Consider the following 11,920-nt stretch of genomic DNA (forward strand, 5'->3'; position numbering starts at 1 on the left):
GCCTTTTTTGAAAGTTTCTCTAGAGTAGTTGTCGGTCGTCAAATAAAATACATATAGGTTCCGGTAAGTTTATTGTTTTATTTGTTTGGTACTGTAACAACCCCAGGTCCTGATCAATCGAAAATACCGATACCGTGTTGGAATGTTGCCCTGCGGCAAGCAACCATTTTCCCGATAGGTCAATATTAATGTTACGCGGGTAGGCGCCACGTACGTGTTCTGTTTCTAGCAGCTCTGGTGTGGCGCCCTCCTTGATAGTGAAAACGCTTACCGAGTCGTGTCCTCGATTCCCCGAGTAAACAAATTTGCCATTGGGGTGAACTAAAATTTCAGAGGCAGAATTAAACGCCTCTTGCAGTTTTTTTTGCTTTGATAATGTAGGCGTTACGGACACTAGCTCAGCTTTTCCTTTAGTAGCATCATATTTAAACGTTGAAATACTTAACTCAAGTTCATTCAAAAGATAAATATAGTCGCCATCGATTGAAAAGCGCATATGTCTTGGCCCGCCCCCCTCTACAGTTATAGCTCTAGAGTGGTAAGTTAGAACCTGCTTACCTTCTGATACTTTATATATTAAGACAGCATCAAGACCCAAATCGGGTACAAGCGCATATTTTCCATCGGGAGAAAAACCAACCCAGTGCGGATGTGGGCTGTCTTGTCGATCTTCATATACTTGACTTCCGCCCTCGTGTTCTATTAGTTGAGTGCGAGAGGCGAGGGCGCCATTATTCTGCAATAGAAATATAGCCACAGAACCACCACCATATTGTACAGTTGCGACAAATTTTCCCGATGGGTGTACGGCAATGTGAGTACCCGATCCGTCACCAATCTCAACACTGTTAATAAAAGTTAAAGACCCATCGATGTTTTTTTTATAAGCTGCGACAACTGGAGTTTCGTCGATCTTAGCGACGGCGTAAATAATATCCAAGGTGGGGTGTTTAGCTAGGAAGCCTGGGGCATTGATATCAGCTACCCGCTTGGCGGTTGAAAGTGTTCCATTTGATTCATCAAATATAGCGTGATAGATGCCATCGCCATATTCATTGCCTGTACCAAAATAAACGTCTTGGTCTGCTAGCGCAGCGTGATTCAAAAATAGAGAAACCAAAAACGAGCCGAATGACATTTTTTTTAGCGGTTTGTTGTTCATTCTTGAAAGAAGGTGAAGCATATTTCGTCCTAAAAAAATGGTTGTTATGACACGCTTGTGTACAAACCAGAAAATTGATGTAAGTGACTGAAGAGCCTCGTAGAAACAAGATGCCATAATCATAGTTGATGTTCTATATTATCCGAACGAGAAAAATACGCCCCTGAATGCGATACACAATAGGCTCGGATAAATTCATAAAGTCTATGTCGCACTTAAGCAGGGCGAGTTTGACAGAGGTTCTATTGGCGTAGCTGAAGCTCAGCGCTATCGCCACGACAAAGCGGCAACAACAAATGCTTCGAAATCTGGAATTCGAAGAACCTGAGGGTAAAAAGACTAAGTTTTCCATTACCGATTTTGTGGTCTGCGTAAGAAAGTTTGGCCAGTTCTTTATTTAATTTTTCAATTGTTACTGTTTCTTCTAATAGAGAGTGTCCATGATAAGGCCAGCCCTGGTGCACCAGTGCCTCATGTAAGTTGCTGATATTATAAAGTTTATTATGGATTTATATCTATTCCTTAAATAATGCCCTCTTGATTTTTTTAAAACCTTCAAATTGTAATCGGTCAAACTGGTAATGCCACTTTACCATAAGGCTGGCTTGGTTCATACTCTATATGCGCTAAAGCAAGTTTTAACTTCTGCTGGGTGCCCAGGTGCTTTCAGCAGCGAATCACTAAATATAATGTATAAGATGTAGGAGAAAGTATGAGCTCCCCGAGACAGCCACAGATGGCAAAAAAATCAGTGCGTTATACCCGCAAGATCCTAGCAACTGCAATTGCAGCGAGTGTGTTTCCATCAGCTATCGCCTTTGCGCAAAATGACGATGATTCGATGTTGCTAGAGGAAGTTATTGTTACCGGCTCGTTGCGCGATACTATGCGTAATTCGATTGAGATTAAGCGCGATGCCGAAACAATCGTCGATGTGATTTCCGCCTCGGACATGGGTGCCCTTCCAGACTTATCTGTTGCCGAAACGCTTGAGCGTATTGTGGGTGTGACCGGTGACCGCTTTAAAGGCAATGCTAGTGAAATATCCGTTCGTGGTCTTGGCCCCTTCCTTGGTTACTCCACCTATAACGGCCGAGAGGTTTCCTCCGGTAGTGGTAACCGTTCAATAGCCTTTTCACAATTTCCCTCTGAGCTCGTAAACGGTGCGGTAGTTTATAAATCGCAGTCAGCCGATTTAGTCGAAGGTGGTGTAGCGGGTCTGATCGATCTGGAGAGTATACGCCCGCTGGATTATGGCAAGCGCCGTTTTCAGGCTGAGATTAAAGGCAACTACAACGACTATGACGCCAAGTTGAATGGTGATGATGGCTTGGGGTATCGCGGATCGATCTCCTATACGGATATCTTTGAGACAGGCATAGGCGATATTGGCTTTGCTATTGGTTACGCGGGTCACGACTCTTCTACTCCAGAAGAAAGCTTCAATGCGAGTTCTACCCTGCGCAACTGTAACTCAGATTACATCAATGATGGTCAGTCTGGTGGCTGGAACGCGTGTAGCTGGAGCGATGACAACGCCGCGGCTAACGGCGGCGCGGCAGCCGATGGCGATTATTATTTTGTTCCCAATCTTTTCTACTTCCGTCAGATGGAATCTGAAGAAACCCGTGATGCGGTGATGACGACCGTACAGTGGGAGCCCAATGAAGATTGGAGTATCACGGCTGATGCGCAATGGTCTAATCGTTTCTATTATGAAGACCGCCATGATTTATACTTTGATGATGGTCGCAACAATATCGGTCAGTGGGAAACAAACGACGAACATGCCTTGATTTCTTATACCGGCCATACCCGGATTGGCACTTATGGTGAGTATCGCGAGCGTGACGAAGACTATATGGGCGGCGGCCTGAACTTTGCCTGGAGTGCCACCGATCGCTTAGTTTTAACAGCTGATATTTCTTACTCTGATACCACACGCTATCAAGAAACCTGGCAGGCTCGATTCCGCTCCGATAGGCTTTGGTACGACTATGAAAACCAGGGCAGCGATAACTTCCCCTCAATATCGCTTTATGAAGATCTTGATGATCCGACCGGATCAAGTGTCGACTACAGCCTGTTGAATGACTACAGCTTGTATGACGCTAATCAACGAGCACGCTATGGTGAGCTTGAGGTTAACGACACTATCAGCGCCCTTGCCGTGGATGCAGTCTATGATCTGGAAGGTAGTTTCTTTACCTCATTAGAAGCCGGTGCGCGCTTCTCGAGCCACGAACATCATAACTATGCAGAGGATCGCGCCCAGTATACCGATACGAACTTTGCGGATGTATCCACCATTGAACAGAATTGCGCCACTGATTACCCACAACACGGCTATGGAGAAGACGCCAATTCCAGTTTTAGCGAATGGGCAACCTTCGATACCATGTGTGCTTTTGACAGCATGTGGGGTACTGAGGACTGGGCATTATCACCTCAAGACCCAAGCGCGGCTGATATTAACTTGACTGAAGATATTAGCGCTATTTTCGCGAAGGTTAACTTTGCCACCGAGCTTGGTAATGTCGATGTCACCGGTAATATTGGTGTTCGAGTTGTTGAAACTAGTATCGAGTCAATCGGTTATCGACAAGATTATAGTGTTGTCGAGAACAATGCGGGCACCCCCGATAACCCAGAAGATGATAGCTTTTATTTAGAGCCAGTTCCCGATACTTTGAGTGAAGAAAATTTTGATAATAGCTATGTAAATGTACTGCCAAGCGTCAATGTTAACTTTGGTTTAACTGAAGACGTGCAGCTTCGCGCAGCCATTTACTCGGCTATTTCGCGCCCTGATATGTGGTGGATGGGTGCCGGTCGCGATCTGGATCTAGGTGATGGCGAAGAAGAGTTCTCAAGTGTTGAAGACGCTATTGCCGCTGGTACTGCCACAGCTCAAGGCAACCCAAATATGGAAGCAACCGAATCGGTGAATTACGATTTGTCGGTTTCTTGGTTCCCTCGTGAAGATACTATGTTATCGGCTGCTCTGTATTACAAGGAGTTCGAAGCTGGCCTACAAGTAGCGGATCCCTCTAGTGTTCAAGAAGCATTTAATATCGATGGTGAAGACTACACAATGGATGTTGATGGCTTAATTGAGAACACCTCAGAATCGTCCAGCATTAGTGGGGTTGAGCTTAGTTTGCAGCATGGCTTTACCCATTTGCCTGAACCACTAGATGGGCTGGGTATTATGGGTGGCATCAATATAGCCGATACAGATTTTGAGTATCAGGAGAATGGCTCTGAGATAACGGACGATGTGGTTGTTGACCCTGCTAATCTTCCCGGTTTCTCTAAGAAAAGCTATAACGCCGAGATCTATTGGGAGAATTATGGGTTCACCACGCGCTTGTCATACAAGTATCGATCAGATTATTTGAAGCCTTTTGGTAGTGACTTTGGCCAAACTAACCGGTTTGTGGACGATACTAGCTCTGTAGATTTATCGTTGGCCTATAACCTTACTAAGAATCTTCAGGTGAAAATGCAAGCGCTTAACTTAACTAACGAACCCTATGTAGAGTATCGCGTAGCGCAAGACGCCTTTACCCGAATCGAGTATAGTGGTACCAAGTACTTTTTGGGGGTAAGGTATAAAATGTAGTGATTAATGCCACGCACAGGCGTTAAGTGTCACGCCTTATAAGTGCTTGATTATCGTTGCGAAGAACCAGGTGGTCTCGGCCATCTGGTTTTTTATTTCACGTTGCGTGGGCTTCCATTTCGAAGTAAGTAGGATTACTTATCCTATGATACTTTAAATATCTTTAGTTTTTATATAGAGAAAAAATTTCTATATTCTCGCTAGTTAAGGAGTTCAGTGGGGATATGAATTCTGAGTCAGACTTATGCCTATTAACGTAGATCGTTAGGCGCGATAAAGAGTAGGGCGATGAGTGATCTGATGGTTTTCAGAATTATTATTAGTTCGGATAAAATGCGGTATTGCTAAGTTAAGCAATAGGTGATTGGGGTTTTCTCTAATTATGATGTTAGGTTGCTAAAACTAGTGATCTAGTCAAATAGTCATACTTATGCAGCTTAGCGATGAAATAGGTTCCCCACGCTAATCTGCATAAGTTTGTCCTTTCTGAAATCTTCTTTAAGGGCAGGTATTGGTATCCTCCGCGATACAAAAATCGTTGAACAGTATGGTTTCATCCCGCAAGTCGTCAACCTGATTAAGGCTGCGATAAAGACCCCATTTGGGACGATTTATACTCGCGTCTTCTCGCCACATATCAATATCATTATTGCTCCAATCCAGCAGAATCTCATCGTCGTCTAGCCGCCTCAGGGTTACTTCCAGACTTCCGCTGTCAGCGTTGTGAGTGCGCACAAAAGCTTCTATCCACTCCCCGGTAAAGTTAGATAGATTAGCGCTAGCGACTTCGCTGGCCCCGGCAGTAGAAGTGGGAGCGTGTAAAATCTGCAATTTGTCGGGGCTTCCTGCGCGCGGGGTAAAAGTGACTAGGGGCATACTATCATCGCCACCGGCGGCTTTAATCTGGAAAATATGGGTAAATGATGATGACGCTTGAAAGCGCTTATCGAGCTTAAATTTCCAGCGATAGGTGTGTATTTCACCTTCGGTGGCTACTCGGTCATCGGGTGATGCGGAATAGGTTTTAACCTCTATGCGTTGGCGGTCGGAAATGGAATTTATACAGCGGTCGCCGTCTGTGTCGCGCAATAAGTGGAAAGCGAATACGTAACTTTGCAGAGTATCGTCTTTTATCTCGGTAATACGACGGCCAAAGCTGTCGGTCGAAGGATCGCAAACTGGGCTTTCCACTGCGGTACCTCCGAATACTTGATTAAACAGTTCGTAGGTGTCGCCAAGACCGTCAGCCGAAACCTCAACACGGTGATTGACCTGGGTGTTTAAAACGTCTTGTAAATGGTTGCTTGCGTGTTCGGGTGATACTAACTCTATGCTGCCAGTGCCAGAAGCATTGCTGAGGAGGTTGATTACTGCTGACGACTGCGCAAAGGCTTCTGCGTCGAGGGAGAAGTCAATAGGAGTGCCGGCTTCGTGAGCCATGTCTGAAATAGAAATACCATTAGTCGGGTCCCGGTCTAGGTCAAGCGATAGCAGTAACCGTACAATGTTGGTGACCACGTTGTTCTGTGGGACATCGCTTCCGGCTAACGTTAATGGAGTAACGGTAGGTTGGGCAGGAATGGGAGGAAACTTCATATCCCCCACAGAAAAAATCACCTGCTCCCCACTCAAATATTGGTATTGACCGTGAGCGTCTGTGTAGCCACTCATTGTATCGGTTTGATAACGAAGATTAGCCACAGAACTGTCGATGAAATAACCCAGCCGTATTCGCGAACTAGCTAGGCCATTTGATGAAGGGCTGGAGCTATAACTGCTTGAGCTTTCGCTAGAAATGCTGTTCGTCGCGTTACTCGAGATGGTAGAGGAAGAACTCGAACCGCCCCCACAGCCGACCATTGAGCCGCCGATAACTAAAAGAATCGATAGGTGGGCAAGTTTCATAGATCAGCCTCATTGTTATGTGATTTTTCGCTTGCTCGGCAATAATCTTGTAATATCATACATGGCTGGCAAAAATGTCAAGTGGTAAGGCCTGATTATGGGGTGGACAATGTTTAAGGTCGACGGAGGCGTAGTCTTGGGTGGTGTAATACAGACAATTCACCCTTCATAGCCTTACATGACGAGTTTGATATTACTGGATGAGATGCGCATGACTGGAAAACGATTGATAAGTTGGCTCTTTTTGGGGTCTCAATTACTTATCTCTGCGGAGACGATATTCGCTGCGCCACCCAAAAGTTTTGAGGTTTCGGATGTTGCGGCTAGTTCATCTTGTGAGGGTAAGTATATTATTTTGAAGATGGATGATTTGCGTGTGAAAGAAAATAACAATCTTTCACAAAGCTGGCTCGCTTACATCAGTAAGGTCAAAGAACTAAATATCAAATCTAGCATGGGGCTTATCGTAGAAGAGGTAACAAAAGGCGCTGCCCCGTTTAATACAGAACTAATGTCGCTTCATAAAGATGAGCGATTTGAGGTGTGGCATCACGGTTGGGATCATAAGCGAAGAAATTTGCTTCCCAAAAAGGATAACCTGGGGGAGTTTGCCGGTACGCCCTACGAGTACCAGTACGACCACCTGCAAAAGGGCATTGTGTACGCCCGAGACGTACTGGGTATAGAGTTTTTGACAGTGGGGACTCCTTATAATAAGTCCGATGAGACCTTTGTGAAAGTTTTGCACCAACATCCATCGCTCAAGGTATGGCTGTATTGCCAAGATGAGAGCTTCTCCGGGCTATGCCTGAAGCGAGGCCCGAGCAATCATCTGGAAGACCCCATAGGTCGGGTCTCATATACTAGTTTTTTAACCGCCTATGCGAGCAGCATCCATCCCTATTTGGTGTTACAGGGACATCCGGATATGTGGGATAAAGAAAGCTTTGCACAGTTCGAAAAAGTTATCGGCTATTTAAAACGCCATAAGGCTTGCTTTGTGTTGCCGTCAGAATATTATCGCATACGGAAAGGATGAAACCCTTTACTCGCTGCGATAAAGCTAATGAGTCTCTCGAACTTTCGGCGGATAAGTGTTTCAACGCCTGTTTATAAGATGCTTTTATCAGCTTCCGGCGGGTTGTTTGAAGAAGAGTTTTTACTGCGATACTGGCTCGGAGTGCAGCCTTCCTTGCGTTTGAAAAAGGTGTTAAATACCGACTTACTATTAAAGCCGACTTCGTAATATATTTCTGTAATGGTTTTGTTGGCGCAGGCTGGGTCCCGTAATTGCTGCTTTGCGTCTTCAATGCGGTAACTGTTAATAAATTCGTAGAAGTTGGCGCGAAAATCTTCTTTTATGATTTGAGACAAGCGCTTAGTCGGAAGCTTTAAGGTGGTCGCCAATTGATCAATCGTGATGTCCGGTTGAGTGTAAACTTTCGTTCGAACCATGCTTGCTTTGATATCTTCAATATATGCTTTATTTTCGACTGGAAGACTTTCGGGATTTGGTGGCGGGTGCGAAGATTCGTTGATCGCCGCTACAGAAGTAAAGAGCGTGAACTTCAACCCTATCAGCAGATTAAGCATAAAAAAGGTTAAGTAGTAGCCGGATAAACCCACGATATTGAGCAGATCTAGGTCGAAATTATCTGTGGCATAGCCGTATAGCTTGAGTGTTAGTAAGACCGCGTCCCAGGAAAAAAGCCCCAAAAAGCTCACTAGCATAACTTTTAGCCAGGCGAGATCGCGCTTATTCAGATTGGCAAACACGTTTTTAAGCTGTTCTCCGTAAGTGAAAACCAGCTTGAGGCACAGCAGTGCGTAAATAACGCGAAGGAAACGTCCGGCAGCATCAAAGTACAAATAGGGCGCTGAGTACGCAATATGCTGTGTTTCAACCAGCATCTCACGGCGCTCGTAACTTTGCAGGTAAAACGATATCAGCATGTGAAAGAAATAAAGTGCGACCGGCAGGGCGTGAAGCAGGTGTACGCGCCGCAGCTTAAAGTCTTTGTACAGTAACGATCTGACAAAAAGGTACAGAAGAGGCCCGTCTAAAAAATAGGCGTAACTGCCCAAAAAGAATAGGTTGGGTGATATGTCCAACAGCCATATTCTGAATTGTTTGCCCCAAAAAGTAAGTTCATGTATGGGGATAAAAATATGGCAGATTAAAAAACCGACAAAAAATGCAGTGCTAAGAACTCTCTTTTGATTGGTGACGCTTAGCAGGAGAGCAAACAGTAAACACTCGAATGCCGTTAAAATTAACACTAAGTCGTGAAAGTTGAAAAGCACTGTATCCATGGGCCATTGATTTCTGATTATTATGCCCACGAAGCGTTAACCCCTAAGGGGCTGGCATCGGCAGGGGGCTAGATTAAGCGTCAAGAATAATAAATTAACGTCAGGCTGCGCTATTGTTTTGGAATTGGAAAGACTCAGACTTTAACCTACCAAAACCAGTCATGGCAAGGGGTTCAGGTTAATCCGAACTCGGTGTAAACCCATACTAATACCCTCCGGACCAGTAAGTTCTCTATCCGAACTCATTATTTACATTACCCGAACGACGTCTTGTCGGATTGGATTTAATTTAATGTCTAACCGGTCATTCGTATCGAGTCGCTCACCGTTAATTACGGTAATGGCTGGTCGAGAAACAAGCGCTTCTTGGTCGCTCTGGTGTTGGTAGCAACCAGCAGTTGAGCCAAAGGGAAGCCAAATAAGAATAATCACCAGAATCGAGAGGAATAAAAAGCTATGTATTTTAAGAATCCTTTAGCCTTGGCTGTTGGCATGATTGCCGCGGCAGGTCATGCCGCTCAAAGTTATGCCCAAGATGACGCGGCGCAGTCAGCTCAAATGGGGATGCTGGAAGAGGTGGTAGTAACCGCTGAGCGTCGCCCTGCCGATTTGCAAAGTACGCCTATTGCCGTCACCGCGTTAACGCAGAAAGCTCTGGTTGAGAATGACATACTAGATGTCACTGATATGAACGGTTTTGTCCCTAACCTGATGGTTACCGGCCAAGAAGAGCAGTCGGATATCAAGATTTTCATCCGTGGCGTCGGTACCAATAACCCCACTGAAACTGGTGACCAAGGCGTGGGTGTGTATGTGGATGGTGTATATGCCGCACGCGCTCAGGGCGCTTTGGCCCTTATGTACGATCTGGAGAACGTCCAGGTACTGCGGGGCCCGCAAGGGACCTTGTTTGGTCGCAACAACACAGGTGGCGCTTTGTTGCTGCAGACTGTGAAGCCTGGGCAGGAGTTTGAAGGGAATTTTCAGACAACTTACGGCAGCTTCAATCGTCAACAGGTTTCGGGCGCTGTCACCTTACCAGTGCTGGACAATTTGTCCTTCCGAGTGGCCGGTTATTCCGACCAAGATGACGGCTGGGTCAATGCCATCAGTGAAGATCCGCGCGGCACCGAGCATAACTTTTCGGGCCTGTCGACGGGGCGTACTGCCAATGTGGGATTGAACCTGAACAATACCGATGTGCGCTCGGCGCGTATTACCGGCTTGTGGGATGCCACGGATAGTCTGTCCTGGACCCTCTCTTACGAGACTTTTACCGATAATGGCAATAACGGCATCCTATTGAACCCGGTGCTGGTCGAGCAGGACAACTTTGACTCGTTCATTGACTCCCCCGTGTCATTAGAGCTGCAAAGCGATGTCTGGCGCTCTACGGTGAACTTTGATATCAGTGACAACCTAAACCTTCAATATATTGCCGGTTTTAGCGACCTACACCGCGAACAGGTTGTGGACCAGGATGGGGGTATTACTTCGCGCTTCCAGGAGGGACGCACCGAATACCAAGATTCCACCGCCGCAAGCCACGAAATCAAGTTGCAAAATACCGCTGGTGAGGTCCTCGACTGGGTAGTGGGTGCCTATTACTTTGAAGAAGAGACGGCCATTCGCTTTGACTTCGATGGTCAGGGCAGTTGGTTACAAGGGGGTAACACCTTTATCCAGCCCGCGCGCGGTACCGAATCGGCTGCCGCCTATGCTCAGGCGACCTGGCATCTTACCGATCGATTGTCACTGACCGGCGGTCTTCGCTATACCGACGATCTAAAGTATGACCGGGGCGGTCGCAATATTCAGGATTGCGAGAACGAATTTATTCGTCCCACGCTGGGCGGCGAGAATCTTTCTGTTTTTGAGGACTTTCTCAACAACGTTACAGGGGAAGAGGGTGCCGACGGTTTGGACGATTACACGGGGCGTGAGCGCACCCGTGGGCAGTGTGCCGCCACCTTGCGTAACGATGTTGAGAGTGAGGATGATCAGCTGACGTACTTGGCCCGGGCCAGTTACGAGTGGCAGGACTCCATGGTGTACGCCAGCGTGAGTACTGGTTATCGAGCCGGCGTGATTCAGGATGGGGGGCAATCGACCAACCCTGAGAACAGCACCAGCTATGAGGTGGGTTACAAATACCAGACTGGCACTTTCCGTTTGAACACCGCCGCTTTCTTTATGGAGTATGACGATCTGATTCGCTCTGGCTTCGATGAAGACCTGAACCAGATTGTTAACTCAAACGTGGCCGGCGCTGAGATCTCAGGGGTTGAAGCGGAACTGACCTGGATGATAGGCAGCGGTGGTCAATTGGATATCGGCGGTGGTTATCTGAATGCCGAGTACACCGATTATGTGGTCGATGGTGCAGGTTTCGGCACTAACTTGACTCCTATTATTGGTCCTGATGGTGAGCCTACCGGTTTCTATGATTTGGCAGGCAATAAGTTACCTCAGTCCCCCGAGTTCAACCTCAATACGACGCTGCGCTGGGACTTTGAAACCGGCATCGGTTTGATTACCCCGCGCATTAATGTGCGTTATGTGGACGATGTGTTCTTCCGCGATCAGAACGAAAATGGTGCACCGATCAATAACATTATTGATGATGAAGAACAAACTGGCTTTTACTGGGGTAACCCGGCGGGACAGGATGCCTACACCAAAGTGAATTTCGGGGTAACGCTTGATCCAGGCGAGCAGTGGTCGGTGGATTTCTTTGTCAATAACGCCACTGACGAGATGACCAAATCCAGCGCCTCTGTGGATAACAACACTGCTGCCGGTTTCCCCGGACGCTATGCGCCGCCGCGCACCTATGGCGTAAGAGTGAATGCAAACTTTTAATTAATAACATCGCCGCTGTTGCCACGCCGTATGCGTGGCAACAGATCAAACGA

Annotated in this window: 6 protein-coding genes; 3 read left to right on the top strand and 3 right to left on the bottom strand. The window is 46.6% G+C overall.

Annotated elements, in window-relative coordinates:
* Positions 1-19: 19 nt before the first annotated feature.
* A complete protein-coding gene (locus tag D568_RS0106180) occupies positions 20-1,285 on the bottom strand; it encodes a lactonase family protein (protein WP_157497714.1) in 1,266 nt (421 codons plus the stop codon).
* Between the two features lie 589 nt (positions 1,286-1,874).
* Between D568_RS0106180 and D568_RS0106195 the strand changes: the two genes are divergently transcribed.
* Positions 1,875-4,787 (top strand): TonB-dependent receptor, encoded by a 2,913-nt coding sequence (locus tag D568_RS0106195; protein WP_157497716.1) that lies wholly within the window; start codon positions 1,875-1,877, stop codon positions 4,785-4,787.
* A gap of 498 nt (positions 4,788-5,285) precedes the next feature.
* Here D568_RS0106195 and D568_RS19455 read toward each other — a convergent pair whose 3' ends face one another.
* Positions 5,286-6,692, bottom strand: coding sequence for a hypothetical protein (locus D568_RS19455; RefSeq protein ID WP_157497718.1), 1,407 nt, complete (start codon positions 6,690-6,692; stop codon positions 5,286-5,288).
* A 211-nt stretch (positions 6,693-6,903) separates the two neighbouring features.
* Here D568_RS19455 and D568_RS0106210 point away from each other — a divergent pair, with 211 nt between their 5' ends.
* On the top strand, positions 6,904-7,731 hold the full coding sequence (locus tag D568_RS0106210) for a polysaccharide deacetylase family protein (protein WP_157497720.1): 828 nt from the start codon (positions 6,904-6,906) through the stop codon (positions 7,729-7,731).
* Positions 7,732-7,802: 71 nt separating this feature from the next.
* Here the strand turns inward: D568_RS0106210 and D568_RS0106215 are convergent, their stop codons facing one another.
* Positions 7,803-8,972, bottom strand: a complete 1,170-nt coding sequence (locus D568_RS0106215; RefSeq protein WP_245551610.1) for a helix-turn-helix domain-containing protein — start codon at positions 8,970-8,972, stop codon at positions 7,803-7,805.
* A 489-nt stretch (positions 8,973-9,461) separates the two neighbouring features.
* Here D568_RS0106215 and D568_RS0106220 point away from each other — a divergent pair, with 489 nt between their 5' ends.
* On the top strand, positions 9,462-11,867 hold the full coding sequence (locus D568_RS0106220) for a TonB-dependent receptor (protein WP_020208723.1): 2,406 nt from the start codon (positions 9,462-9,464) through the stop codon (positions 11,865-11,867).
* Positions 11,868-11,920 lie beyond the last annotated feature (53 nt).

It is taken from the genome of Gilvimarinus chinensis DSM 19667 (assembly GCF_000377745.1).
Lineage (GTDB): Bacteria > Pseudomonadota > Gammaproteobacteria > Pseudomonadales > Cellvibrionaceae > Gilvimarinus > Gilvimarinus chinensis.

Bases quoted from the DNA above. Each gene is read 5' to 3' on its own strand.
- D568_RS0106180 (WP_157497714.1), bottom strand. From the start codon at position 1,285: ATGATTATGGCATCTTGTTTCTACGAGGCTCTTCAGTCACTTACATCA.
- D568_RS0106195 (WP_157497716.1), top strand. From the start codon at position 1,875: ATGAGCTCCCCGAGACAGCCACAGATGGCAAAAAAATCAGTGCGTTAT.
- D568_RS19455 (WP_157497718.1), bottom strand. From the start codon at position 6,692: ATGAAACTTGCCCACCTATCGATTCTTTTAGTTATCGGCGGCTCAATG.
- D568_RS0106210 (WP_157497720.1), top strand. From the start codon at position 6,904: ATGACTGGAAAACGATTGATAAGTTGGCTCTTTTTGGGGTCTCAATTA.
- D568_RS0106220 (WP_020208723.1), top strand. From the start codon at position 9,462: ATGTATTTTAAGAATCCTTTAGCCTTGGCTGTTGGCATGATTGCCGCG.